The following is a 24,916-nucleotide window of genomic DNA, read 5'->3' as shown; positions in this document are numbered from 1 at the left end:
TCCGCGGCCCCGCCGACCCGCACGCACCCGCCGCGCCCCACTCCGGCCCCACCGACCACGGCACCGCCCTGACCTGGGCCGCCGCCGGGACCGCCACCGCCCTGGCCCTCGCCGACTACTCGCTCGTCGTCTCCGCCGGCATCGGCGGCGGGTTCGCGCCCGCCGCCCCGCTCGGTTCCCTCGTGGTCGCCGACGCGATCGTCGCCGCCGACCTGGGGGCCGAGACCCCCGACGGCTTCCTCGACGTGACGGAACTCGGCTTCGGGCACAGCGTGCATCTGCCGCCCGCCGAGCTCGCCGCCCGCGCCGCCGAGGCGACCGGGGCGCTGCTCGCGCCCGTGCTGACCGTCTCCACCGTGACCGGGACCGCCGCCCGGGCCGCCGCGCTGGCCGCCCGGCACCCGATGGCCGGGGCCGAGGCCATGGAGGGTTTCGGGGTCGCGGAGGCGGCCGCCGCGCACGGGCTGCCCGTACTGGAGATCCGCGCCGTGTCCAACGTCGTGGGCCCTCGTGACCGTGCCGCCTGGCGGATCGGGGACGCGCTCACCGCGCTCGCCGACGGCTTCCGTGTGCTGGGGCCCGTACTCGCGAACTGGGGAGAACGCCATGAGCACGACCACCGGTGAACCGCTGAAGATCGCCTATTCGCCCTGCCCGAACGACACGTTCGTCTTCGACGCGTGGGCGCACGGCCGGGTCCCGGGCGCGCCCGCCCTCGACGTCACCTTCGCGGACATCGACCTCACCAACGGCATGGCCGAGCGCGGCGAGCTGGACGTGCTGAAGGTGTCGTACGCGGTGCTGCCGTGGGTGCTGGAGGAGTACGCGCTGCTGCCGTGCGGCGGTGCGCTGGGGCGCGGCTGCGGTCCACTGGTGCTGACCCGTGAGCCGGGGCTGGACCTGACCGGGCGGACGGTGGCCGTGCCGAGCGAACGCTCCACCGCCTACCTGCTGTTCCGGCTGTGGGCGGCGGACGTGCTGCCGGAGGGGGTCGGCAAGGTCGTCGTCCTGCCGTTCCACGAGATCATGCCGGCGGTCCGCGACGGCCGGGTGGACGCCGGGCTGGTGATCCACGAGGCCCGGTTCACCTATCAGGACTACGGGCTGCACTGCCTGGCCGACATGGGTGAGCACTGGGAGTCCACGACCGGCCTGCCGATCCCGCTCGGCGCGATCATCGCCCGGCGCTCGCTGGGCGCGGAGCGGCTGCGCGCGCTGGCCGAGTCGGCCCGTACGTCGGTCCGGATGGCCTGGGACGACCCGGAGGCCTCCCGCCCGTACGTCCGCGCGCACGCCCAGGAGCTGGACCCGGCCGTCGCCGACCAGCACATCGGTCTCTACGTCAACGAGTTCACCGCCGACCTCGGTGACTCCGGCTACGCGGCGGTGCGCGGACTGCTCACCCGGGCGGCGGCCGAGGGGCTGGTACCGGCCATCGCGCCCGGCTCGCTGGACTTCCCGCAGGGCTGATCGCCCCGTACGTACGGCCGCGCCCCGCCGCTCTTTCGAGTGGCGGGGCGCGGCCGTACGCGTGCCGGTGGGGCTCAGACGTCGAGCTGGTCGGCCACCGCGCGCAGCAGTCCGGCGATCTTCGTGCCGTGCACCTTGTCGGGGTAGCGGCCGCGCTCCAGCATCGGAGTGATGTTCTCCAGCAGGGTCGTGAGGTCCTGCACGATCGAGGCGAGCTCGTCGGGCTTGCGCCGCTGCGCCGCCGCGACGGAGGGTGCCGGGTCGAGTACCGTCACAGAAAGTGCCTGGTCACCGCGCTGGCCCGCGACGACACCGAACTCGACGCGCTGGCCGGGCTTGAGAGCGTCCACCCCGGCAGGGAGCACCGACGAGTGGACGAAGACGTCGCCGCCGTCGTCACGGGAGAGAAAGCCGAAGCCCTTCTCACTGTTGAACCACTTGACCTTGCCGGTAGGCACGTCCGTCCTCTGTCCTTGTGCTCGTCGGGGTCCGAAGGGCCGTGAACGGCTCCGGACAACAGCGCAGCGGGCCATGTGTGACCCGCCACCTCAAGGCTAATGGTCAGGGGCCGGGTGACAAGACGTTCCCCGGTCCTTCGCCGTCGGCTGCCTTCGGCCAGGCAACTACCCTGGTGAGGTGACTGTTACTCCTCATTCCGACGAAGCGCGGCCGGGCGACGGGCTCGTCAAGGCCGGCGGCATCGTGTTCATCGCCGGGGCCGTGGCCACGCTGGCGACCATGGCTCCGCTCTTCCTCGACGTCGACCCGTTCCCGCCGTACGCGTGGGCGGTGTGCATGCTCATGGGCGTGGGCTTCGCCATCTCCGCGGCGGGCGTGCTCCGCTCGGCCGCGGCGCAGCGCCGCGCGGCCCGGGCCTCGCAGGCGTAGCCTCCGCCCGGGACGGGACGGGGCCGGGCGGTGGCTAGACGGGCTGCGCGGCCACGTACTGGGCGAGCCACTGCGGCAGTGCGGTGAGGTCGGGCAGGACCACGTCCGCGCCCGCCTCGCGCAGTTCCTCCTCGGGGCACGGCCCGGTGGGCACCACCACGGACAGCGCGCCGGCCGTGCGGGCGCCGCGTACGTCGCCGACGTGGTCGCCGACGTAGACCTGCGCCCCGTACTCGCGCAGCGCACCGGCCTTGGCCTCCGCCCAGAGCCAGCCGACGACCGCGTCGGCCTCGATGCCGAGGTGCGACAGGTGCAGGCGGGCGTTGGGCTCGTGCTTGGCCGTGACCACGATCGCGCGGCCGCCCAGTGCCTGGACGGCCTCGATCGCCTCACGGGCGCCGGGCATCGCCGGGGTCGGCCCGATGGCGTACGTGGGGTAGATCTCCCGGTAGCGGTCGGCCATGGCCGGGATCTCGGCCTCCGGGAACCAGTGCGCGAGCTCCTCCTCCAGCGGCGGGCCCAGCCGGGTGACCGCCTCGTCGGCATCGATGAAGGTTCCTGTCTCGGCGGAGAGGGCCTGGTAGGCGGCCTTGATTCCCGGGCGCGAGTCGATGAGGGTCATGTCGAGGTCGAAGCCGACGGTGAGGTTCATACCTTCCATTGTGCCGAGGCGGCCGCACGGGAGGCCGACCGCGGGCCTACGGCGGGCCTACCGCGGGGAAACGCACGCCGAGGGCTCGGCCCTGCCCGGTGAAAAACTTCGCATCCGTGTTCAACCTTTTCCGTGCGACAGCGCTCAGGACCGGGATGAGAGACACGATGCGAAGGGGAGGGCGGATGCCACCAGGCACCGAGCACGATTTCGAGGCCTTTGCCCGGGCCGGTCAGCGCAAGCTGTACCGGACCGCGTACCTGCTGTGCGGGAACGCCGACGGCGCACGCGATCTGACGCAGACGACGCTCGCGAAGCTGTTCCAGCACTGGCGGCGGGTGTCCGCCGCCGAGCATCCCGACGCGTACGCCAGAACCGTGCTGACCCGCACCTTCCTCGCCGAGCGACGACGGCGGCTGCGCGACCTCCTCGCCCACCGGCACGCCGCCCCGGCTCCCCTGCCCGAGCACGCCGAGCTGCGCGTCACCCTGCTCGCCGCGCTGGCCGAACTGCCGCCGCGGGCCCGCGCCATGGTCGTCCTGCGCTCCTGGAGCTCGCCCGGTCCCCCGCCTTCCTCGACCTGGTCAAGGCGGCCGACGCCAACCCGATGGAGAAGATGCAGCGCACGATCCAGGGCGGTTGACCGACCGGATCCGGCCCCGCCGGCGATCGAGGCGCGGGGGCCGGTGCGGGCCCCGGCAGCGGCGCCGCACCCTCGGGCTACCGCCGCCGCGCCCGCCACACCAGGTACAGCGCGGACGCCAGCGCGGCGCCCCGCAGCACCCACGGCCACATCCCGTGCAGCGCCCCGCTCAGCTGGTCGTCGGCCAGGGTCTCGCCCCACTTGCCGTTCATCCGGCCCCACACCCACAGCACCGCCCCGGCGAGCACGGCGCCGGGCGGGCCGAAGACCGCCCATTTCCGCTCGGCGGGCCCCAGCACGCGCGAGGCGTACGGAAGGAGCCAGCCCACCACGAGCAGCAGCCAGTAGCCGGTGACCACGCCGACCACGAGCACGGCCGCGGCCAGCAGCAGGAAGGCGTTCGGGCGCGGCCGGCCGGCCGCGGCCACGGCGGCCTCCGCTCCGGGAGCGGCGGCCGCCTCCTTCTTCGCGCGCCGCCGTTCGCGCAGGAACCGTACGAGGCTCCGCGCGCCGTTCTCGTCCTGCGCGGGCGGAGCCGACCCGCCCTTGCCGGCCTCCGCCGACTCCTCCTCCGGGCCTTCCTTGAACAGGTCCGGGATCTCGATGCCGCCCGCGAAGCCCTCGACCTGCGGGCCCCCGTGCGTCCCCGGGCTCATCCGCCACCAGTCGGGTTCGGCCCCGCCGGAGGGGCCGAGCTCGTCCATCCCGGCCAGGTGCGGCGGCACGTTCTCCGGTTCAGCCGCGGGCACCGGGGGCGCGTTCCGGCCGCGCAGGCGGCCCGGGCCCCGCTGGACGGGGACCGACAGGCCGGGCCCGGCGGGGGCCGAGGAGGCGGGGGCCGCGCCCTGTCGGGAGCCGGCGGAACCGGAAGTGCCGCGGGTGCCGAGGGTGCCGAGGGTGTCCAGGACCTCCTCGGGCGTGCCGATCCGCTCCAGGATGCGGCGTACGGCGGCCGGAGTGTCCGGGTCGTACTTGGCGCGCCGACGGTCGATCTCGTCCCGCAGCCCCGACACCAGCCGCATCCGGTCGCCGGAGGACAGCTGCCGCTGTTGCGCCAAGTCCCCGACGCGGCTCAGATATTCGTAGACCAGATGGTCGCTTTCGATCCCCACGCCCAGGCTCCTCCCTTACCGCCTGTCCCGAAGGTAGCGCGTGCGCCCGTGGAGCTGCTGCGGGCGCAGCGGATACCGTTGACCGGATGGGGACCGGCCGACTGACCGGCCGACGCGACCAGGAGGCGACTGTGCCCGAGGCAAGCACTGCGGCGGGATCCGCCGGCGGGAGCCCGGCGGGAAGCTCCCCGCGCTCACTCGCCGAGGCGCTGCGCGCCCGTGACGACGCGGCGCTCGCGGCCCTGTTGCGCGCCCGCCCGGACCTGCTGGGCCCGGTGCCCGGCGATGTGACGCAGCTGGCCACCCGGGCGGGGACCCGGGCGTCGGTGGTGCGGGCCCTGGACCGGCTGGACCGGTTCGCCCTGCAGACCGCCGAGGCGCTCGCGGTGGGCCCGGACCCGTGCCCGTACGCGGTGCTGGAGGGGCTGCTGACGGGCGGCGAGGACGAACGGGCCCGCGCCGCGCTCCCCGACGCCGTGGCCACCCTGCGCGACCAGGCCCTGGTGTGGGGCGACGAGGACCGGCTGCGGCTGGTCCGCACGGCGCGCGAGCTGCTCGCCCCCTCGGCCTCCCGCCCTTCCCCGACCGGGCTGGGTCCGACCGTCGCCGAGGCCACGGCCGGGATGTCGCCGACCCGGGTGCAGGAGATCGTGGCGGCCGTCGGGCTGCCCGCCACCCATGACCCGGTGTCCGCGGTGACGGCGCTGACCGGGCTGTTCACCGACCCGGAGCGGATGTCGGCGCTGCTGGACGAGGCTCCGGCGGAGGCGCACCAGGTGCTGGGGCGGCTCGTGTGGGGGCCGCCGTACGGGGAGGTGACCCCGAACCCGACACCGCCGGTGCGCTGGCTGCGCGACCGGGGGCTGCTGCTGCCCGCGACGGCCCGGACCGTGGTGCTGCCCCGCGAGGTGGCACTGCACCTGCGCGGCGGACTCGCGCACCGGGACACCGCGCCGGTGGCGCCGCCGGTGCCCGCGCACCGCGAGCACCGTCCACAGCTTGTGGACGCGAACGCCGCCGGGCAGGCGCTGGCCGCGCTGGCCACCGTCGAGGAGCTGGTGAAGTCCTGGGAGCACGCCGGTCCGCCGGTGCTGCGGGCGGGCGGTCTCTCCGTACGGGACCTGAAGCGGGCCGCGGCCCTGCTGGACACGACCGAGCCGCAGGCGGCCTTCTGGGCCGAACTGGCCTACGCGGCCGGGCTGCTGGCCGGCGACGGGGAGGCGGACGAGCGGTACGCGCCCACCCCCGCCTTCGACGACTGGGTCGAACTGCCGCCCGCCGAGCGCTGGTCGCACCTCGCGGCGGCCTGGCTGCCGGCCACCCGCACGGCCCCGCTGGTCGGCGAGCAGGACCCCAAGGGGCGCACGCTGTCCGCGCTCGGCCCCGAACTCGACCGCTCCGCCGCCCCCGAGGTGCGCCGGCGGGTGCTGGAACTCCTCGGTGACCTGCCCGAGGGCGGTGCGCCCGATCCGGAGACGCTGTTGGCGCGGCTCGCCTGGGAGCGTCCCGTACGGGGGGCGAGCGATCTGCGGGGCCGGCTCGCGCGCTGGACGCTGGCCGAGGCCGAGGTCCTCGGCGTGACCGGCCGGGGCGCCCTGTCCGGGCCCGGCCGGGCCCTGCTGGAGCACCGAGACCCGGCGCCGTTGCTGGCGCCGCTGCTGCCGGAGCCGGTGGACCACGTACTGCTGCAGGCCGACCTGACGGCGGTGGCCCCGGGCCCGCTGCGCCGCCCGCTGGGCGACACCCTGGCCGTGCTCGCGGACGTGGAGTCGAAGGGTGGGGCGACGGTGTACCGGTTCACGCCCGGCTCGGTGCGCCGGGCCCTGGACGCCGGCCACGCCGCCGCCGACCTGCACGCCTTCCTCAAGGAGCACAGCCGCACCCCGGTGCCGCAGCCGCTGGCCTACCTGATCGACGACGTGGCCCGCCGGCACGGGCACCTGCGGGTCGGCGCGGCCTCCTCGTACGTGCGCTGCGACGACGACGCGATGCTGGGCGAGATCCTGGCCGACAAGCGCTCGGCCGGGCTGGGGCTGCGCCGGCTCGCGCCGACGGTGCTGGCGGCGCAGGCGGATCCGACCGTGCTGCTGGAGGGGCTGCGGGCGATGGGTTACGCGCCGGCCGCGGAGTCCCGTACCGGCGACGTGCTGGTGGCGCGGGCCGACGCCCACCGCACGCCGGCCCGCTCGGCGCCCGTACCGGTGCCGGAGGGCCCGCCGGTGCCGGACGCGACGTTGCTGGCGGCGGCCGTACGGGCGATCCGCGCGGGCGACGTGGCGGCGACGGCGGTGCGCAAGGAGCCGGCGGCGGCCTCGGCGTCCGCCGTGCCGGGCGAACTGCCGCGCACGAGCGCGGCGGAGACCCTGGCGACGGTACAGGCGGCCGCGCTGACCGGGTCGGCGGTGTGGATCGGCTACGTGAACGCGGAGGGCGCGGCGAGCCAACGGGTCATCGCGCCGGTCCGGGTGGAGGGCGGCTTCGTCACCGGGTACGACCACACGGCGGACGAGGTACGGACGTACGCGCTGCACCGGATCACCGGTGTGGCGGAGTTGGCGGACGACCAGGTGTAGGAGCGGGGGCTCCCGGCCCGCGCCCGCCTCCGCGGCCGCACCGAAAACCGATGGTCAGCAGGGTGAAGGGCCGTCATCCTGAGCCCATGTCCGACGACCACGTCCCGAACCGTCAGATCCGCGCGGCGCACACCGACACCACGATCACGGTCTACCAGGCCTACTCCCCCGCGCTCGGGGTGCCGGCCGCCCGCGACGGCCGCTTCCCGCCCGCGTGGAAGCGCGAGCGGATGACATGGATCAAGCCGTCGTTCCTGTGGATGATGTACCGCTGCGGCTGGGGGACCAAGGTCGACCAGGAGACGGTGCTGGCGGTCGAGATCACCCGGGAGGGCTTCGACCGGGCGCTGCGCGAGGCCTGCCTGTCCCACTACGTGCCGGACGTGCACGCGGATCGGGCGGCCTGGCAGGAGGCGCTGCGCTCGGCGCCGGCCCGGGTCCAGTGGGACCCGGAGCGGGACCTGCGGCTGAATCCGCTGCCGTACCGCTCGCTCCAGCTGGGCCTGTCCGGTCCGGCCTCGCGGGCGTACGCCGACGAGTGGACGGTCGCGATCCGGGATGTGACCGGGACGGCCCGGGAGATCCGCCGGCTGCTCGGGGCCGGGGACGAGGCGGGCGCGCGGGCCCTGCTGCCCACGGAGACCCCGTACCCGGCCGGGCCCTTGCCCCACCTGGGGGCTTAGGGCGGTCTTGGCCGTCTGCGTGCGTCGGTTCAGTCCCGGATGATCAGGACGACGAATCCGGCGACGACGCCCAGCAGCAGGCCGAGCAGGGCGTAGCGGGGCCGGTTCTCGCGCAGCACCGGAAGGTAGTGGTCGACGGCGAAGCGGCCCGGCCCGGTGAGGGTGAGGGCGACGATCGCGGCGAAGAGCACCACTTCGAGTTCCACGCCCTTGGGCGGGAAGTAGGCGCTCAGGCCGCGGACGTCGAGGACGTTGATGAAGGTGCCGGTCAGGGCCGCTCCGGCGAGCGGGGTGAGCAGACCGAGGGCGAGGCCGAGGCCGCCCAGGGTCTCGGCGAGCCCGGCGATGACGGCCATGGCGTCCCCGGCGGGGTAGCCGGCCATGGTGAAGCCCTTGCCGGTCGCGGTGAGGCCCGGGCCGCCGAACCAGCCGAAGAGCTTCATCGCGCCGTGCCCGGCCATGCTCAGGCCGACGACGAGCCGGAGCAGGAGCAGGCCGGCGTCGTGGGTGACGGTGATGGCGGGAGCCGAGGAGGTGCTGAAGAGCGTGCGGTCCCAGCTTGCTTGCGTCATGAGGGTCCGTTCCGACGTCGCCTGTGGGCGCCTGTGGGCGCGTGCCACCCTAGGCGGCGCGTGGGTGACGACCCGTGCGCGACGTCGCCGCCCGCCGCATCGGCCGCCGGCGTCTACCCGTTCGGCCGTAGACCGACCGAACACGACCGCGGCAAGGAGCCGCACCCGGCGGTCCGTTACGCGGGACGAGGTCACCGACGGTGTCGCGGCGACGGAGGAGGACATCGCCGCCCTCGACGGGACGCCGGTCCCCGCCTACCTGCTGGGCCACGTCGACGACGACGTGAACGGCCCGCGGGGGCAGGCCGTGGTGGTCGGGGAGATCGTGCGCACCGACGAGGACGGCGTCCGCCGGCTCGGAACCCTGCCGCGGGGATGTGTCGGCGCACCGGTGTTCATCGGCGCCGGTCTGGGCGGGAACAGCTTCAAGCTGGTCTGCGTCGGGGTGGCACTGCCGGGCGAGGGCCCGCACCCGATCGCGACCTTCGACCGCATCCGCGCCGCCCTGCTCGCCGTGGCCCCGGAGCGGCGCGACCTCGCCCCCGTCGTCACGGTCACCGCCACCATCGCCGCCGTCCCGGAGTCCGGGTCGGTCGAACCGAAGCGTCGCCGGTGGCGGCGGCGCGGCTGACGCGGGACGCGAAGTCGGCGGGCACGAAGGGCTGCCGATCATGGTTCATGCCTGGACGGTACGTGCCTCCGCCGCCAGGGTCAGGAGCTTTTCCACCGGCCACTGGTCGTCCGCGTGCACCCCGTATCCGGCGGCCATGACGCGTCCGTCCGGTGCGATCAGGAAGTCCGCCGGCAGGCCCAGGCGCCCGCCGTCCTGGACGAGCGTGGGCGGCTTGGCCCGGCCGCGCAGGATGTCGAGGGTGCCGACGGCGATCGCCCGCCAGGCGCGCGCGGCGAGCAGGGCGCGGTAGGACGACTCGACGCCGAACTCCGCGTACAGCCGCTTGCGCGGGTCCGCGACGACGGCGAAGGGCAGGTCGGCGACGTGCTCGCGCAGTTCGTCGGCGCCGGAGTGGAAGACGACGACCTCCCGGATCCCGGCGGCTTCTATCTCGGCGTGCCGCCGCACGATCGAGCGCAGGTGCAGATGGCAGATGGGGCAGCCTGCGAACCGGCGGAACTGCAGGTGCACGAGGTGTTCGGGGTCCGGGACGGCCACGGACGCGCCGTCCGCGACGGCGGTGAGGGTGCGGGTACGGACGATGGAACCGATGTCGAGCCGCACTGAGGTCTCCTTCGTAAGCGTATGTCGTACACCTACAGCGTAAGCGTATGTCGTACGCTGTCAATCACCATGCCGCGCCCCCGCTCACTCACCCCGGACCAACTGGCCGCCGCGGCCCTCGCCGTGATCGACCGCGCGGGTCTGCCCGGACTGTCCATGCGTGCCGTCGCCGTCGAACTCGGCATCAGCACCATGGCCCTGTACCGCTACGTCGAGGACCGAGGGGAACTGGAAGCCCTCGTCGTCGAACTCGTCCTCGGCGCCGTCGACAGCACCCCGCCGCCCCTGACCGCCGGGCCCTGGCGCGCCCGCGTCACGCTCCTCGTCGACCGGATGCGGGACACCGTCGGCGCGCACCCCGCCGTGCTGCCGCTCACCATGAGCCACCGGCACCGGTCCCTGGGCGTGATGCGCTGGGGGGAGACCGTCCTCGGCGTGCTCCACGAGGCGGGCCTCGGGCCCGAGGAGCGGATCATCGCCCTGCGGGCTCTGCTCGCCTACGCGATCGGCGCGGTCCAGCAGGAACACCTCGGCGCCCTCTCCGGCGCGGGCACCGCCGCGATCGCCGAGCTCCCGGCGGAGGAGTTCCCGTACATGACCGAGGCCGCGCTCGGCGCCCGCTCCCTCACCCCGGACCGCGAGTTCCACGGCGGCCTCGCCCTGCTGCTGGACGGCATGGGCCGCTGACCCTCCCGCCGCCCGGCCGGCGGGACGCGCGGCGGCCCGCCGGGCGTCCGCCGAAGCGGCGTGTTCCCAGCCTCCGCGCCGTACGGCACACTGGAGGTTTGACCTGAATGAAACGGGGCGCCGCGCGTGAATGGTCCACTCATCGTCCAGAGCGACAAGACCCTCCTTCTCGAAGTCGACCACGAGCTCGCCGGAGCCGCCCGGCGTGCCATCGCCCCCTTCGCCGAGCTGGAGCGGGCCCCCGAGCACATCCACACCTACCGGATCACCCCGCTCGGCCTGTGGAACGCCCGCGCCGCCGGCCACGACGCCGAGCAGGTCGTCGACGCGCTCGTCGAGTACTCCCGCTATCCCGTCCCGCACGCCCTGCTCGTCGACGTCGCCGAGACCATGGCCCGCTACGGCCGCCTGACCCTCTCCAAGCACCCCGTGCACGGACTGGTGCTGACCAGCACCGACCGGCCGGTGCTGGAGGAGATCCTGCGCTCCAAGAAGGTCGCCCCGCTCGTCGGCGCGCGGCTCGACGCCGACACCGTGGCCGTGCACCCCTCCGAGCGCGGGCAGATCAAGCAGACCCTGCTCAAGCTGGGCTGGCCCGCCGAGGACCTCGCCGGTTACGTCGACGGCGAGGCGCACCCGATCGACCTGGCCGAGAACGGCTGGGCGCTGCGCCCGTACCAGCAGCAGGCCGTCGAGGGCTTCTGGCACGGCGGCTCCGGCGTGGTCGTCCTGCCCTGCGGCGCCGGCAAGACGCTGGTCGGCGCCGGAGCCATGGCGATGGCCAAGGCGACGACGCTGATCCTGGTGACGAACACCGTCTCGGCCCGCCAGTGGAAGCACGAGCTGGTCAAGCGGACCTCGCTGACCGAGGACGAGATCGGCGAGTACTCCGGCACCCGCAAGGAAATCCGGCCCGTCACGATCGCCACCTACCAGGTCCTGACGACGAAGCGGAAGGGCGTCTACCCGCACCTGGAACTCTTCGACTCCCGGGACTGGGGCCTGATCGTCTACGACGAGGTGCACCTGCTGCCCGCGCCGGTCTTCAAGTTCACCGCCGATCTGCAGGCGCGGCGCCGGCTCGGACTGACCGCGACGCTGGTGCGCGAGGACGGGCGGGAGTCGGACGTCTTCTCCCTCATCGGGCCGAAGCGGTTCGACGCCCCGTGGAAGGAGATCGAGGCGCAGGGCTACATCGCGCCCGCCGACTGCGTGGAGGTCCGGGTCAATCTGACGGAGTCGGAGCGGCTCGCCTACGCGACCGCCGAGACGGAGGAGAAGTACCGCTTCTGCGCGACGACGGCGACGAAGCGCAAGGTCACCGAGGCGCTGGTGGCCAAGCACCGCGGTGAGCAGACCCTGGTCATCGGGCAGTACATCGACCAGCTCGACGAGCTGGGCGAGCACCTGGACGCCCCCGTCATCAAGGGCGAGACCTCCAACGCGCAGCGCGAGAAGCTCTTCAACGCCTTCCGCGAGGGCGAGCTCAGCGTGCTGGTCGTCTCTAAGGTCGCGAACTTCTCCATCGACCTGCCGGAGGCCACCGTCGCCATCCAGGTGTCGGGCACCTTCGGCTCCCGCCAGGAGGAGGCCCAGCGCCTGGGCCGCGTGCTGCGGCCGAAGGCGGACGGCCACGAGGCGCGGTTCTACTCGGTCGTCGCGCGCGACACGATCGACCAGGACTTCGCGGCGCACCGCCAGCGGTTCCTCGCCGAGCAGGGGTACGCCTACCGGATCATGGACGCCGACGAGCTGCTGGCCGGCGACTGACCCCGGCACGCGCGGGCGGTCAGGGCGGCCAGTAAGGGCGCGCACCAGACCCACAGCGGCGGCCAGTCCAGCACCAGGGCCCGGGCCGCGTCGGCCAGGTGCCGCGTCCAGAACTCGGCGGAGGCCTCCGGCAGGACCAGCAGCCCCAGCAGCGCGGTCCCGGCCGAGGCCGCCAGCGCGGTGAGCCCCGCCCGGACGCGGCGGGTCAGCAGGAGGTACGCGGCGATGGCCGCCGGGGCGAGGGTGATCCCGGCGGCGACGCCCAGCGCGAAGCCCTTGCCGAGCGCGGACCCGGGCCGGCCGAGGTCCCACAGGACCAGGCAGGCCAGTGCCAGGTTGATCAGCCCGGCGAGCGGCGCCTGGAACAGCGGCTGCAGCCACAGCCCGGCGATGGTGGCGGCCAGTACCGGACCGGGCCGGGACCTCAGCCCCGCGAGGCGGCAGGACAGGGTGATCAGCAGCGCGAGCAGACCGGCGTTGCCGAGGACGAGGACGGCCTTCAGCGCGCCGCTCGGCAGCCACGCGGCGGGCGTGAACAGGATCGCCGCGAACGGCGGATACGTGGCGGACGGCCCCCACTCGGCGTCCGAGAAACCCTGGACGAGGGCATCGGCCACCGGAATGCGCAGGGCGATGCAGAGCACGCCGAGCAGCAGCAGCGAACCGGTCAGCAGCACACCGACGAGAGACGACGGCGAGCGGCCGGGAACGAGACTCCGAGTCACCCGCGTGACCCTAGTGGATCAGTGGATGTGCTGCGCGGGGCCCGAGGTCAGTGGCGTATGACGCCCGCGTCCTCGGCGTATTCACCGAGCACGACGACGCTCACGGCGGTCGCCGCGAAGATCTTGACGGCGCGCAGCATGCCGCCGAGGCCGTTGCGCGGAAGGGAGTCGGAGTCGGCGCCGCTAGGACGGCTGCCCTGGATCGAGGTGAAGGTTGCGGGGCTCATGGATCCATGGTGCGTTTTCGCGCCGTCCCGCACATCGCTCCCGGGAGGGAACCTCACGGCCCCCCGGGTCCTCCTCCCGTCGCATGCGCACCCCTAGGGGGGATACCGAGGTCTGACACTCCCCGGTACGACGCCCGGTACGACACCCGTCCGGATGCAGCGATGCCGGCCGGGACGGACCCTGGGAAGGTCCGCGGTGCCGGCGACCACGCCATGGGAGTGATCCGCATGACCCACCGTTCCCGGACCCAGCGCCTCGCGCTGCTCTCCGCATCGACAGCCCTGGTCACAGCCGGGCTGCTGCCGTCCACCGCCGCGTTCGCCGCCCCGGCATCCGCCGCGGCCGCCGGCGCCGTCACCGCCACTGCCACTGCCACCGCCACCGCCGCTGCCGCTGCCGCGCCCACGCCCACCCCGCCGCCCACGCAACCCTCCCAGGAGGCGGTGAAGACCACCGATCCCCCCAGCGGCATCTCGGCCGAACTCCCCGGAAAGGCGCAGGTCCGCTCCGGCTCCATCCCCATGGACGGCAAAGCCGTCGCCGCCCGCGTGTACGGGGTGGAGACCCCGGACGGAGCCACCGGCTTCGCCGTCTACGACATGCCGGGCGACCGCCTTCCGCTGGAGGACGCCCTCAAGGGCTTCGTGGACGCGTACGCCCTGATGGGCAACGGGACGCTGACCAGCGAAAACGTCCGCAAGACGACCGTGGACGGCCACCCGGCCCTCGACGCGACCCTCACCGGCGAGGACGGCGACGGGTCGACGGTCGGCTCCATCCGCTTCATCTCCGACGACGACCACCTCGTCATGGCCCTGACCTACGGTCCCGAGGAGAACGAGAAGGACCTGAACGCCAAGCACAAGCAGCTCCTCGACTCGCTCCAGGTCCCCTGATCCCCTGGCCCCGCCCCCGTTTATTCGTTCGCGCCGCACCGCCCCGGTGGCTAGAATCTCCGCTCTTGCCGCCTCCCGCCGCCTCATCGGGGAGAGCCGCCCTCCGGCCGGAAACCGGCGGGCCATCTGTTCCGCATCCAGCAGCTGGAGGCAGTTCCGTGCCCGCGCACGCCCCCGAGACCACGCACGACGACCCGAGCGCGAACCCGAGCGCGAACCCCACCGCGAACCCGGGCGCGCCCACCGACCCGCTGGGCCGCGAACGGGCCCACCTCACCGCCTCGCGTTCCGCGCTGCGCGCCATGCGCGAGGACGTCGAGGCCCTCGACATCCGCGACGTCACCGCGAACTGGGTCAACGCGATCGTCCTCCAGGCCCAGATCGACGACCGCATCAAAGCCCTCGCCGACCTCGCCCACACCCCGCTCTTCTTCGGGCGCCTCAACTACCTCCACGCACCCGGCGCGGAGCTCGCCGAGGGCGCGGAGGGCGAGCAGTTCTACATCGGCCGCCGTCACGTCCACGACGCCGACGGCGACCCGATGGTCATCGACTGGCGCGCCCCCGTCTCCCAGCCGTTCTACCGGGCCTCCAAGACCGACCCGCAGGACATCTCCCTGCGCCGCCGCTTCGGGTACACCGGCGGTGAGCTGACGGCGTACGAGGACGAGCACCTCTCCGACCCGGCCGAGGCGACCGCGGTCAGCAAGCTCCTCCAGCAGGAGATCGAGCGCCCGCGCGTCGGCCCGATGCGCGACATCGTCGCGACGATCCAGCCCGAGCAGGACGAGATCGTCCGCTCCGGCCTGTCCGGCTCCGTCTGCGTGCAGGGCGGCCCCGGCACCGGCAAGACCGCCGTCGGCCTGCACCGCGTCGCGTACCTCCTCTACGCGCACCGCGACCGCCTCGCCCGCACGGGCACGCTCGTCATCGGGCCGAACCGTTCCTTCCTCCACTACATCGAGCAGGTCCTGCCGGCCCTGGGCGAGCTGGAGGTCAAGCAGGCCACCGTCGACGACCTGGTCGCCCGCCCCGGCCTGGAGGTACGCGGCACGGACGTCGCCGAAACCGCCGTGGTCAAGGGCGACGCCCGGATGGCGGAGGTACTGGGCCGCGCCGTCCGCTCGCACGTCACCCGCCCCACCGAGCCGCTGATGGTGGTCCGCGGCTCGCGCCGCTGGCGGGTGCCCGCGTACGAGCTGGAGGAGATGGTCGAGGAACTGCAGAAGCGCGACATCCGCTACGGCGCGGCCCGCGAGGCCCTGCCGCAGCGCATCGCGCACGCGGTGCTCGTACGGATGGAGCAGGCGGGCGAGGCCCCGGACGACCGGGTGCAGGACGCGGTGGCCCGCAACGCGGCGGTCAAGGCGGCGGTCAAGGAGATCTGGCCGGCCGTCGAACCGGCGAAGCTGGTCCTGCGCCTGCTGTCCGACCCCGAGTTCCTCGCGCTGCACGCGGCGGACGTGCTCACCGAGGACGAGCAGAAGCTCCTGCTGTGGTCGAAGCCGTTCCGCAGCGTGAAGTCGGCGAAGTGGTCGGCGGCGGACCTGGTCCTGATCGACGAGGCGACCGACCTGGTGGAACGGACGCATTCGCTGGGCCATGTGGTCCTCGACGAGGCGCAGGACCTGTCGCCGATGCAGTACCGGGCGGTGGGCCGGCGCTGCACCACGGGCTCGGCGACGGTCCTCGGCGACCTCGCGCAGGGCACCACGCCGTGGGCCACGCGCAGCTGGGACGAGGCCCTGACGCACCTGGGCAAGCCGCAGGCGGTGCTGGAGGAACTGACGGCGGGCTTCCGCGTGCCGCGCGAGGTGATCGCCTACGCCTCCCGGCTGCTGCCGTCGATCTCTCCGGGCCTGGCCCCGGTCTCCTCCGTCCGCGAGACGCCGGGCTCGCTGCGGATCGCGGAGGTCCCGGACCTCATCGCGGCGGTGGTCGCCGCCTGCCGCGAGTCCTTGGCCCACGAGGGCTCGATCGGCCTGATCGCGGCGGACGCGCGGATCCCGGCGCTGGCCGAGGCCCTGCTGGCGGCGGACCTGCCGTACCTGTCGCCGGGCGAGGAGACCACCGCCGAGTCGCGGCTGACCCTGGTCCCGGCGTCGCTGGCGAAGGGTCTGGAGTACGACTACGTGGTCCTGGACGAGCCCGCGGCGATCGTGGACGGCGAGCCGGACGAACGGACGGGCCTGCGCCGCCTGTACGTCTGCCTCACCCGAGCCGTCTCGGGCCTCTCCGTGCTGCACGCGGCCGCCCTGCCCGCGCCGCTGCTGCCCTGACCTGCGGGTCCGCTCCTGGGGCTCCGCCCCGGACCCCGCGCCTCAAACGCCGGCGAGGCTGAATCTTTCCCCCTCGCCAGGGGGTACCTCCCAGCGGCAGCTGGGGGAGTTCGAGGCGCGGGGGTCCGGGGGCGGCGCCCCCGGCGGCGCGGCCGAAGTGACAGCCGGACCCCGTCAGGACAGGGCGGTGCGCCAGTCCGCCACCGCCGCCGCCGAGACCGGGCCGTCCCACCCGGAGGGACGGGCCGCGCCGCCGATGTGGAAGGCGTCGATCCCGCCCGCGCGCAGCACCGGCAGGTGCGCGAGCGTCAGCCCGCCGCCCACCAGGATCCGGGCCCCGTACCCCGGCTCACCACCCCGCGCCGCTTCCGCGAGCAGCACCGGCAGCCCGGCGTCCACGCCCGCCGCCGCGCCCGCCGTCAGGTACGTGTCGAGCCCCGGCAGCTCGGCCAGCGCCTTGCGCAGCTGGTCCCGGTCCGCCGCGCGGTCGATCGCCCGGTGGAAGGTCCACCGGCAGCCGTCCAGCTCCGCGACGACCGCCTCGACCGCCGCCAGGTCGGGGGCGCCCTCGGCGTCCAGGAAACCGAGGACGAACTCCTGCGCGCCCTCCGCCCGCAGTTCCCGTGCCACCCGGACCAGCTCGGACACGTCGCCGGCCGCGAACCCGTCCGTCCTGCGGAGCATCACGCGCAGCGGGATGTCGACCGCCGCCCTGATCGCCGCGAAGGTCTCGCGCGGCGGGGTGAGCCCGTCGGCGGCCATGTCGGTGACCAGTTCGAGTCGGTCCGCCCCACCGGCCTGGGCCGCGACCGCGTCCTCCACGTCGAGGGCGATCACCTCCAGGAGCGCACGGTTGCTCATTCGATCCCATCCTTCTTCGGCAAGCTCGGGAAAACTCGGAAACGCAGGAAGCGCAGGAAAATAGGTCTAGTCCAATATTCAGAATACGGGCCTCCACCCGCCCTTCACCAGCACAATCACGCCACCCCACAATGTGCCCATGGACACAGGCACCCAGAGCAGCGACACCCACCCGGACACCGCCGACCTGCGGGCCCGCTGGCAGGCGACCGTCACCGCCGCCGGTGCCCCCGCCGACCGTGATCCCGGGCCCTACGCCGACCGCCTGCTGGCCGCCTGGGCGGAGCCGCAGCGCCGGTACCACACCACCGCCCACCTGGCCGACGTACTCGCGCGGATCGACGTACTGGCCCCGCACGCCGCCGATCCGGCCGCCGTGCGGCTCGCCGCCTGGTTCCACGACGCCGTCTACCGCCCCGACCGGTCCGAGAACGAGGAGCGCAGCGCCGCCCTCGCCGAGCGCGCCCTCCCCGAGCTCGGCATCGACCCCGCCCGCACCGCCGAGGTGGCCCGCCTCGTCCGGCTCACCGTCACCCACGACCCCGCCCCCGGAGACACCGACGGCGAGGCGCTCTGCGACGCGGACCTGGCCGTCCTGGCCGGGGCTCCCGACGCCTACGCCGCCTACGTCGCCGCCGTCCGCGCCGAGTACGGCTTCGTCCCGGACGACGCCTTCCGCGCCGGCCGCGCCGCCGTCCTGCGCCAGCTGCTCGACCTGCCGCGGCTCTTCCGCACGCCCTACGGAGCCACGCACTGGGAGGCCCCGGCCCGCGCCAACCTCGCCGCCGAGCTCGCCGCTCTCGTCCCGTAGGGAATTCGTTCGCGTTCGCACGGGTTGGTGACAGTCATGCCCGCAGTCGCAGCACGCCCCCGCATGCCCGTCGCCGTCTACGTCCTCGGACTGTCCGTGTTCGCGCTCGGCACCAGTGAATTCATGCTCTCCGGGCTGCTGCCACCCATCGCCGAGGACATGGGCGTCACCATCCCGCAGGCGGGCCTGCTCATATCCGCCTTCGCGATCGGCATGGTCGTGGGCGCACCGCTGCTGGCCGTGGCCACCCTGAGGCTCCCCCGCCGCACCACCCTCGTCTCCCTCATCAGCCTCTTCGGCCTCGGGCAGGTCGCGGGCGCGCTGGCCCCCTCGTACGAGCTCCTCTTCGCCTCCCGCGTGATCTCCGCGTTCGCCTGCGCCGGCTTCTGGGCCGTGGGCGCGGCCGTCGCCATCGCCATGGTCGACAAGGACCAGCGGGCCCGTGCGATGGCCGTCATGATCGGCGGCCTGTCCATCGCGAACGTGCTCGGCGTCCCCGCCGGCGCCTTCCTCGGCGAGCACCTGGGCTGGCGCTCCGCCTTCTGGTCGGTCGCCGCCGCCTCCGCGATCGCCCTCGTCGGCATCCTGGCGCTGATCCCGAAGATCCCGCTGCCCGCCGAGAAGCCGTCGCTCGGGCGCGAGCTGCGCATCTACCGCGACCGCCAGGTCTGGCTCTCCATCGGCATCACCGCGCTGGCCGCGGGCGGCGTCTTCTGCGCCTTCAGCTACCTGTCACCGCTGCTCACGGACGTGGCCGGGCTGGACTCGCAGTGGGTCCCGTGGATCCTCGGCCTCTTCGGCATCGGCGCGCTGGCCGGCACCACCGTCGGCGGCCGGGTCGCCGACGCGCACCTGTTCGGCGTGATGATCTGGGGCATCACCGCCTCCACCGTCTTCCTCACCGCGCTCGCCCTGCTGGCCGGCGCCGCCGCCGCCGCGATCGCCCTCGCCTTCCTGCTCGGCTTCTCGGCCTTCTTCACCGCCCCGGCGCTCAACGCCCGCATGTTCAACGTGGCCGGCGCCGCCCCGACCCTGGCCGGCGCCACCACCACGGCCGCCTTCAACCTCGGCAACACCGGTGGTCCCTGGCTCGGCGGCACCGTCATCGACGCCGACCTGGGCTTCGCCGCCACCGCCTGGGCGGGCGCCGCCATGACCGTCACCGCGATCGCCCTCACCGTGCTCGCGCTGCGCCTGGACCGCCGTACGCCGCCGCGCACGACCCGCGTGGTCACCGGAGGCGGCGCCGCCGCGACCCTCGCCGAGGAGCCCGCACGCGCCTGATCACGTCCGACAACGGTCCCGGTCGCCGCCCCGGAGGCGGGTTCCTACGATGGGTAGGTCGGCTCGGGGAGCTGGGGAACGCTCGGGGACGTGCGTCAGAGGGGATCCTCCATGGGCCGGTACCGGACGCCCACCGTCCTGGCAGCCGCCTCGCTGCTGCTGACCGCGCTATGTGCGGGCCAGGCCCCCGCGGCCGCCCCGCCGGGCCGGGTCGACATCGATCCCGTGACCGCCGAGCAGCTCGACAACGCGATCACCGCGGCCATGCGCAAGGCCGACATCCCCGGAGTGGGCGTCGGCCTGTGGATCGACGGCGAGGATCCCTACGTGCGCGCCTTCGGCACCTCCGACAAGGCCACTGGCGTGCCCATCAAGACCGACATGCACACCCGCATCGGCAGCGTCACCAAGACCTTCACCATCACCGCCGTCCTCCAGCTCGTGGACGACGGGAAGGTACGGCTCGACGCGCCGATCTCGACGTACCTCGACGGCGTGCCCGGCGGCGGCAAGATCACCGTACGGCAGCTCGCCGACATGCGCAGCGGCCTCTTCAACTACACCGAGGACCCCCGCTGGCAGGCCACGTTCAAGGCCGATCCGCACCGGGCCTGGACCCCGCAGGAGCTGCTGGGCATCGCCTTCGCGCACCCCGCGAACTTCCCGCCGGGCGCGCGCTGGGAGTACTCCAACACCAACACCGTCCTGCTCGGCCTGCTCGTCGAGAAGGTCGACGGACAGCCCCTGCACACCTACCTGGAGCAGAACGTCTTCGAACCGGCCGGCCTGGACGCCACCTCGCTGCCGACCGGCGCGGAGATCGCCTCCCCGTACGTGCACGGCTACACGAACTTCACCCCGGACGGTGCGACCGTCGACGCCTCCACCTGGAACCCGTCCTGGGGCTGGGCGGCCGGCGCGATGATCTCCACCATGGACGACCTGCACGCCTGGGTCCCGACCCTGGTCAGCGGGAAGCTGCCCGACGGCGACCGGCTGCTGGAGCCGGCCACCCAGGCCCAGCGGCTGCGCATGCTGCCCACCGGGCACCCCGACGTGGGCTACGGGCTCGGTATCGCCGAGCTCGACGGGTGGATCGGGCACAACGGCGAGCTGCCCGGGTACGAGACCATCGCCGTCCGGCTCCCGCAGGCACGCGCCACCATGGTGATCGTGGTGAACTCCGACGTCGACGGGAAGTTCGGCAGCCTCAGCTCCCTCATCGCCAACACGGTCACCAAGATCGTGACCCCGAAGCACGTCTGGGGGCTCCCGGCGGCGGCCCAGCCCAACACCGTCCCGGAACCGTCGGCCCCGTCGACCCCGGCCCCGAAGCCGAGTTCCTAGGGGGTCCTGGGTCGGCAGCCGCCGCAGGTGCCCGGTTCCGGGCCGCGGAAGGCGCGGTCGCATGTCTCGCAGTTGTGGAGCGGGTGCCTGACGGCGTCCGAAGGTGCTTCCCGGGCGCGGAACGGCGGCACGGGCGGGAGCTGGGCGGCGAGCCGGTGGGCCAGGAGGGCGGCCGGGCGGTGCAGCGGCTCCGACGGCAGGTCGGCGGTCAGGGCGTGGTGTACGGCGCTCGGGGGTAGATCGCGCTCCAGCCAGGCCGCGACTCCGGGGGTGAGGTGTTCGACCTCCGCGGCGGAGAGCAGGAGGCGGGGATCGCCCCGGCGGAGGCCGGCGAGGACCTCGAAGGCGGACCGGAGCAGGTCGGGGGCGGGGTACGCGGGCTGCGGTACGGCGGGCAGGGCACGGCGCGGCGGCTCGCCCTCCCGGCGGGCGGGGCGCTCGGGCCTCGGTTTCGGCTCCGGCCCGTCCGTGGCGCCGGACCGGCCCGGCTGGTTGCAGGAGACCGTGCGGGTGACGACGCGGCCGCTGCTGGTGCGTTCGCAGGTGCGGCGCAGATAGCCGTGGGCCTCCAGTTCGCGCAGGGCGGCGGCGATCCGGGTCTTCCCCTCGGGGAACCGGGCGGCGAGGGTCCGGATGTCGATGAGGGAGCCGCCGGGAAGGGACTGGATGTGGACGGCCAGGCCGATGGCCAGCAGCGACAGCTCGGCGTGCTGGGCCAGGTGGTTGCCGATCACGGTGAAGCGGGTGGTGTGGCGGGCGTTGTCGTGGATGACACCGCCGGAGCGTGTGTGCGCACGGGTGCGCCGGGACGGGTGGTTTTCCCCGCCGTTACGGGACTGGGCGTGCGGGCGCGCGCTAATGTTCTGGGTATCCATCGGGAAGCCCTTACTTCCTCGGTGGTCAGGCCCTCGCATTGGGATTGGCGTCCCGGCGGGGGCCGACGTATGTCAGCGGTGATGTGGTGTGTCGCGCTGAGCGTAGATCAGGCAACCCGTCCCGAAGCCGGCCAAGTTGGTGTTTTTCACTCAAGCGAGTGAGCGTGCGCCATGGGCGGGAGGGGGTGGGGTTCGGTGTGGTCCTTTCCCTCCCGTGTCTTGAGTCCTGGGATCGTCCCCGCCACCGGAGGCCCGGCGCGCGGGCTCCGGTGCGCGAGCGATATTCGCAGGTCAGGGGCTTGACAGGTCGACGTGACAGGTCGAGTGCGGACCGTACGATCTTCCGCGGGACGAGCCGACGAGGAACAAGGCCGACGAGGAACGGGCCGCTCCCGGAGTCGACGCCAGGGGGCCGGTGAGGCCACTACGCCGCCGGTCGGCCCTTCGGGCGGCGCAGGCCCGCCGCGGTGAGGCGGCGGACGAGTTCCTTGCTGCCGATCTCCACCGCACCGGCGCCGACCGCGTCCGCGTACCGGTACGAGGGCACGTCGTAGTGGTCCCGCTCGAAGGCCCGCGGCGGACAGCCGATGCCCGCCGCGAAGGCGTGCAGCTCCTCGTACGAGACGTCGCTGACCAGGTGCGACCACATGCGGCCGTGGCCCGGCCAGGTCGGCGGGTCGATGTAGACGGTCACCGGCGGCTCACCGGAGGCCGAAGACCGGGCCCAGGCCGCCGATCGCGGCCACCTTCACGCCCGCCTCCGAGCACACCCAGTGCGGGTCGGGTCCCAGCTCCGGCTCCACGTCCAGCGCGTGCGGCTCGCCGTGGTTGCACACCGGGCACAGCGGCCAGCGTCCGTACTTCTCCAGCAGCGCGTCCTTCACGTCCTGAGCGACGAGTCCGGCAAGGTAGTCGACGCCCTCCGGCCACTGCTCCACCCACCAGCGGCGGTGCGTGACCGAGTCCTCGACGAGGGAGACGACATCGGCATCGGCGACCTCACCGGCGGCGAGATCGGCGAGAACGAGGGCACGGGCGACGTGCAGCGCCTGTTCCAGGGGGGTCGCGTGGTCCATGCGCCCATTGTGGACCCGGAAGCGGCCGGCGATGAAGGCCCTCTTTCCGAGGGCCCAATGGCGTATTGACCGGACCCCGCCATGAAAATAAATTTCAGGAGTGAGCCAGAACGCGAAGGAAACTGCCGAAAGCCCGACGATCGCCGCCGAAAGCGCCGGCCGAAGCCCCGCCGGAGGCCCGGCCCCGGCTCCCCCGCCGCACGCCCTCCAAGCCCGGATCCGCAGCCTCGGCCCCTCCATGACCCGCTCCGTACAGGCCGTCGCGGACGCCGTCGCCGCCGATCCGGCCGGCTGCGCCAAGCTCACCGTCTCCGCCCTCGCCGAGCACACCGGCACCAGCGAGGCCACGGTGGTCCGCACCGCCCGCCTGCTCGGCTACCCCGGCTACCGCGACCTGCGCCTCGCGCTCGCCGCCCTCGCCGCCCAGCAGGAATCCGGCACCGCCCCCGCCGTCACCGTCGACATAGCCGTCGACGACCCGCTCGCGGACGTCGTCGCCAAACTGGCCCACGAGGAGGCACAGACCCTCACCGACACCGCCGCCGCCCTCGACCTCACCCAGCTCGCCGCCGCCGTCACCGCGCTCGCCACCGCCCGCCGCATCGACATCTACGGCATCGGCGCCTCCGCCCTCGTCGGCCAGGACCTCGCCCAGAAGCTGCTGCGCATCGGCCTCATCGCCCACGCCCACAGCGACCCCCACCTGGCCGTCACCAACGCCGTCCAGCTCCGCCCCGGCGACGTCGCCGTCGCGATCACCCACTCCGGCACCACCGGCGACGTGATCGAACCGCTGCGCACCGCCTTCGAACGCGGCGCCACCACCCTCGCCCTCACCGGCCGCCCGAACAGCCCCGTCACCCGCCACGCCGACCTCGTACTGGCCACCTCCGCCGCCCGCGAGACCCAGCTGCGCCCGGCCGCCATGTCCAGCCGGACCAGCCAACTGCTCGTCGTCGACTGCCTCTTCGTCGGCGTCGCGCAACAGACCTACGAAACCGCCGCCCCCGCCCTGGCCGCCTCCTACGAAGCCCTCACCCACCGCCACACCGCCCGCTGACACCTCCAGCCAAGCCATATCCAGCCCCGCCGGCATTCGAGGCGCGGGGCCCGGGGCGGAGCCCCGCTCTTCCAGCCCCGCCGGCGTTCGAGGCGCGAGGTCCGGGGCGGAGCCCGCTCTTCCAGCCCCGCCGGCGTTCGAGGCGCGGGGCCCGGGGCGGAGCCCCGATCGTGAAGCCCAGCCCGCACACCACCCGCCGCACACCACCCACCACACGCCACCCACCACACCGCACGGGAGCCGGCCACATGACCGCCCACGCAGACCTCCGAGCCCAGCTGGACAACCTCACCACCGAGGCCTTCCGCCCGGAACTCGCCGGGATCGACCGCCTCCCCACCCTCGACATCGCCCGCACCATGAACGCCGAGGACGCCACCGTCCCGGCCGCCGTCGCCGCGCAGCTCCCGCACATCGCCGCCGCCGTCGACGCGATCGCCGAGCGGATGGCCCAGGGCGGCCGGCTGGTCTACGCGGGCGCCGGCACGGCCGGCCGGATGGGTGTCCTGGACGCCAGCGAGTGCCCGCCCACCTTCAACACCGACCCCGCCGACGTGGTCGGCCTGATCGCGGGCGGCCCGTCCGCCATGGTCAAGGCGGTCGAGGGCGCCGAGGACTCGAAGGAGTTGGCCGCCGAGGACCTCACCGCCCTGGAGATCGGGCCGCTCGACACGGTCGTCGGCATCTCCGCGTCCGGCCGCACCCCGTACGCGATCGGCGCCGTCGAGTTCGCCCGTACCCGCGGCGCGCTCACCGTCGGGCTCTCCTGCAACACCGGATCCGCCCTCGCCGCGGCCGCCGACCACGGCATCGAGGTCGTCGTCGGACCCGAACTCCTCACCGGATCCACCCGCCTGAAGGCCGGCACCGCCCAGAAGCTCGTCCTCAACCTCATCTCGACCATCACGATGATCCGCCTCGGGAAGACCTACGGGAACCTGATGGTCGACATGCGCTCCACGAACGAGAAGCTGCGCGCCCGCGCCCGCCGCATCGTGGCACTGGCCACCGGCGCACCCGACGAGGAGATCGAGGCCGCCCTCACCGCCACCGGCGGCGAGGTCAAGAACGCCGTCCTCGTCGTCCTCGGCGGAGTCGACGGCCCCACGGCCGCCGAACTGCTCGCCGCCTCCCGGGGCCACCTGCGCGCCGCCCTCGCACTCGCCCTCGCCCACACCCGCTGACCC

Annotated in this window: 26 protein-coding genes and 1 pseudogene; 16 read left to right on the top strand and 11 right to left on the bottom strand. The window is 73.9% G+C overall.

The features are described from left to right. Positions 1–68 precede the first annotated feature (68 nt). Together AB8A24_RS25270 and AB8A24_RS25265 are read left to right on the top strand one after the other, a co-directional pair. Complete coding sequence (locus AB8A24_RS25270) at positions 69–626, top strand: futalosine hydrolase (RefSeq protein WP_369477734.1); 558 nt, start codon at positions 69–71, stop codon at positions 624–626. Then, positions 607–1,470 carry a 1,4-dihydroxy-6-naphthoate synthase gene (locus AB8A24_RS25265; protein WP_328962796.1) on the top strand — a complete coding sequence of 288 codons (864 nt, stop codon included), beginning with the start codon at positions 607–609 and terminating at the stop codon, positions 1,468–1,470. The genes AB8A24_RS25270 and AB8A24_RS25265 overlap by 20 nt, the downstream gene beginning before the upstream one ends. A 74-nt stretch (positions 1,471–1,544) precedes the next feature. On the opposite strand, the gene AB8A24_RS25260 is transcribed toward AB8A24_RS25265, so the two are convergent. After that, complete coding sequence (locus AB8A24_RS25260) at positions 1,545–1,928, bottom strand: cold-shock protein (RefSeq protein ID WP_030012939.1); 384 nt, start codon at positions 1,926–1,928, stop codon at positions 1,545–1,547. Between the two features lie 178 nt (positions 1,929–2,106). Between AB8A24_RS25260 and AB8A24_RS25255 the strand changes: the two genes are divergently transcribed. Beyond that, on the top strand, positions 2,107–2,358 hold the full coding sequence (locus AB8A24_RS25255) for a hypothetical protein (protein WP_030727717.1): 252 nt from the start codon (positions 2,107–2,109) through the stop codon (positions 2,356–2,358). 34 nt (positions 2,359–2,392) lie between these two features. On the opposite strand, the gene AB8A24_RS25250 is transcribed toward AB8A24_RS25255, so the two are convergent. Then, positions 2,393–3,010, bottom strand: a complete 618-nt coding sequence (locus tag AB8A24_RS25250; protein WP_244290885.1) for an HAD family hydrolase — start codon at positions 3,008–3,010, stop codon at positions 2,393–2,395. A gap of 185 nt (positions 3,011–3,195) precedes the next feature. Here AB8A24_RS25250 and AB8A24_RS25245 point away from each other — a divergent pair. Beyond that, a pseudogene (locus tag AB8A24_RS25245) lies at positions 3,196–3,561 on the top strand (sigma factor); the annotation flags it as partial. A gap of 169 nt (positions 3,562–3,730) precedes the next feature. Here the strand turns inward: AB8A24_RS25245 and AB8A24_RS25240 are convergent. Beyond that, positions 3,731–4,765, bottom strand: a complete 1,035-nt coding sequence (locus AB8A24_RS25240) for a hypothetical protein (RefSeq protein WP_369477733.1) — start codon at positions 4,763–4,765, stop codon at positions 3,731–3,733. An 86-nt stretch (positions 4,766–4,851) separates the two neighbouring features. On the opposite strand from AB8A24_RS25240, the gene AB8A24_RS25235 reads away from it, so the two are divergent. Both AB8A24_RS25235 and AB8A24_RS25230 read left to right on the top strand, forming a co-directional pair. Then, complete coding sequence (locus AB8A24_RS25235; protein WP_328962794.1) at positions 4,852–7,338, top strand: helicase C-terminal domain-containing protein; 2,487 nt, start codon at positions 4,852–4,854, stop codon at positions 7,336–7,338. Positions 7,339–7,424: 86 nt separating this feature from the next. Then, positions 7,425–8,021: a DUF4291 domain-containing protein gene (locus AB8A24_RS25230; protein WP_266383960.1), complete on the top strand. Its 597-nt coding sequence runs from the start codon at positions 7,425–7,427 to the stop codon at positions 8,019–8,021. A gap of 29 nt (positions 8,022–8,050) precedes the next feature. Here the strand turns inward: AB8A24_RS25230 and AB8A24_RS25225 are convergent, their stop codons facing one another. Then, a complete protein-coding gene (locus tag AB8A24_RS25225) occupies positions 8,051–8,593 on the bottom strand; it encodes a DoxX family protein (protein ID WP_369477732.1) in 543 nt (180 codons plus the stop codon). Between the two features lie 64 nt (positions 8,594–8,657). Here AB8A24_RS25225 and AB8A24_RS25220 point away from each other — a divergent pair, with 64 nt between their 5' ends. Further along, positions 8,658–9,224, top strand: a complete 567-nt coding sequence (locus AB8A24_RS25220) for a hypothetical protein (protein WP_369477731.1) — start codon at positions 8,658–8,660, stop codon at positions 9,222–9,224. A 45-nt stretch (positions 9,225–9,269) separates the two neighbouring features. On the opposite strand, the gene AB8A24_RS25215 is transcribed toward AB8A24_RS25220, so the two are convergent. After that, on the bottom strand, positions 9,270–9,830 hold the full coding sequence (locus AB8A24_RS25215) for a peroxiredoxin-like family protein (RefSeq protein ID WP_369477730.1): 561 nt from the start codon (positions 9,828–9,830) through the stop codon (positions 9,270–9,272). A gap of 69 nt (positions 9,831–9,899) precedes the next feature. On the opposite strand from AB8A24_RS25215, the gene AB8A24_RS25210 reads away from it, so the two are divergent. Next, the gene (locus AB8A24_RS25210; RefSeq protein WP_369477729.1) at positions 9,900–10,517 is read left to right on the top strand and encodes a TetR/AcrR family transcriptional regulator; all 618 of its coding nucleotides are present in this window, start codon (positions 9,900–9,902) and stop codon (positions 10,515–10,517) included. A 126-nt stretch (positions 10,518–10,643) separates the two neighbouring features. Beyond that, positions 10,644–12,287, top strand: a complete 1,644-nt coding sequence (locus tag AB8A24_RS25205; RefSeq protein ID WP_266383948.1) for a DNA repair helicase XPB — start codon at positions 10,644–10,646, stop codon at positions 12,285–12,287. Here the strand turns inward: AB8A24_RS25205 and AB8A24_RS25200 are convergent. Together AB8A24_RS25200 and AB8A24_RS25195 are read right to left on the bottom strand one after the other, a co-directional pair. Beyond that, complete coding sequence (locus AB8A24_RS25200) at positions 12,245–13,012, bottom strand: glycosyltransferase 87 family protein (protein ID WP_328962789.1); 768 nt, start codon at positions 13,010–13,012, stop codon at positions 12,245–12,247. The genes AB8A24_RS25205 and AB8A24_RS25200 overlap by 43 nt on opposite strands. A gap of 47 nt (positions 13,013–13,059) precedes the next feature. Further along, positions 13,060–13,239: a hypothetical protein gene (locus tag AB8A24_RS25195; protein ID WP_030727679.1), complete on the bottom strand. Its 180-nt coding sequence runs from the start codon at positions 13,237–13,239 to the stop codon at positions 13,060–13,062. Between the two features lie 228 nt (positions 13,240–13,467). Here AB8A24_RS25195 and AB8A24_RS25190 point away from each other — a divergent pair, with 228 nt between their 5' ends. Together AB8A24_RS25190 and AB8A24_RS25185 are read left to right on the top strand one after the other, a co-directional pair. Next, positions 13,468–14,136, top strand: coding sequence for a hypothetical protein (locus AB8A24_RS25190; protein WP_369477728.1), 669 nt, complete (start codon positions 13,468–13,470; stop codon positions 14,134–14,136). A gap of 302 nt (positions 14,137–14,438) precedes the next feature. After that, positions 14,439–16,415 carry an AAA family ATPase gene (locus AB8A24_RS25185; RefSeq protein WP_328965933.1) on the top strand — a complete coding sequence of 659 codons (1,977 nt, stop codon included), beginning with the start codon at positions 14,439–14,441 and terminating at the stop codon, positions 16,413–16,415. 174 nt (positions 16,416–16,589) lie between these two features. Here the strand turns inward: AB8A24_RS25185 and AB8A24_RS25180 are convergent, their stop codons facing one another. Further along, entirely contained in the window at positions 16,590–17,276 is a 687-nt protein-coding gene (locus tag AB8A24_RS25180; RefSeq protein WP_328962787.1) for a copper homeostasis protein CutC, read from the bottom strand. Between the two features lie 139 nt (positions 17,277–17,415). Between AB8A24_RS25180 and AB8A24_RS25175 the strand changes: the two genes are divergently transcribed. The 3 genes from AB8A24_RS25175 (at position 17,416) to AB8A24_RS25165 (ending at position 20,718) form a co-directional block, all read left to right on the top strand. Further along, positions 17,416–18,087 carry a hypothetical protein gene (locus AB8A24_RS25175; RefSeq protein WP_328962786.1) on the top strand — a complete coding sequence of 224 codons (672 nt, stop codon included), beginning with the start codon at positions 17,416–17,418 and terminating at the stop codon, positions 18,085–18,087. 63 nt (positions 18,088–18,150) lie between these two features. Continuing rightward, the gene (locus AB8A24_RS25170; RefSeq protein WP_328965932.1) at positions 18,151–19,371 is read left to right on the top strand and encodes a Cmx/CmrA family chloramphenicol efflux MFS transporter; all 1,221 of its coding nucleotides are present in this window, start codon (positions 18,151–18,153) and stop codon (positions 19,369–19,371) included. A gap of 90 nt (positions 19,372–19,461) precedes the next feature. Further along, on the top strand, positions 19,462–20,718 hold the full coding sequence (locus AB8A24_RS25165) for a serine hydrolase domain-containing protein (protein WP_369477727.1): 1,257 nt from the start codon (positions 19,462–19,464) through the stop codon (positions 20,716–20,718). On the opposite strand, the gene AB8A24_RS25160 is transcribed toward AB8A24_RS25165, so the two are convergent. The 3 genes from AB8A24_RS25160 to AB8A24_RS25150 all read right to left on the bottom strand — a co-directional run bounded on the left by AB8A24_RS25160 (position 20,715) and on the right by AB8A24_RS25150 (position 22,669). Beyond that, a complete protein-coding gene (locus AB8A24_RS25160) occupies positions 20,715–21,593 on the bottom strand; it encodes a helix-turn-helix domain-containing protein (protein ID WP_369477726.1) in 879 nt (292 codons plus the stop codon). The genes AB8A24_RS25165 and AB8A24_RS25160 overlap by 4 nt on opposite strands. Positions 21,594–22,017: 424 nt before the next feature. Then, a complete protein-coding gene (locus tag AB8A24_RS25155; RefSeq protein ID WP_030387344.1) occupies positions 22,018–22,287 on the bottom strand; it encodes a DUF4031 domain-containing protein in 270 nt (89 codons plus the stop codon). A 7-nt stretch (positions 22,288–22,294) separates the two neighbouring features. Further along, entirely contained in the window at positions 22,295–22,669 is a 375-nt protein-coding gene (locus AB8A24_RS25150) for a hypothetical protein (RefSeq protein ID WP_030727652.1), read from the bottom strand. Between the two features lie 139 nt (positions 22,670–22,808). Between AB8A24_RS25150 and AB8A24_RS25145 the strand changes: the two genes are divergently transcribed. Both AB8A24_RS25145 and murQ read left to right on the top strand, forming a co-directional pair. Continuing rightward, positions 22,809–23,729, top strand: coding sequence for a MurR/RpiR family transcriptional regulator (locus AB8A24_RS25145; RefSeq protein WP_328965931.1), 921 nt, complete (start codon positions 22,809–22,811; stop codon positions 23,727–23,729). Between the two features lie 248 nt (positions 23,730–23,977). Beyond that, positions 23,978–24,913: an N-acetylmuramic acid 6-phosphate etherase gene (gene murQ, locus AB8A24_RS25140; RefSeq protein ID WP_369477725.1), complete on the top strand. Its 936-nt coding sequence runs from the start codon at positions 23,978–23,980 to the stop codon at positions 24,911–24,913. Positions 24,914–24,916 lie beyond the last annotated feature (3 nt).

Origin of the sequence: Streptomyces sp. BF23-19 (assembly GCF_041106355.1) — a bacterium.
Taxonomy (GTDB): Bacteria; Actinomycetota; Actinomycetes; order Streptomycetales; family Streptomycetaceae; genus Streptomyces; species Streptomyces virginiae_A.
Note: the sequence above shows the minus strand (reverse complement) of the source record. Positions and strands in the feature narration are given on the sequence as shown.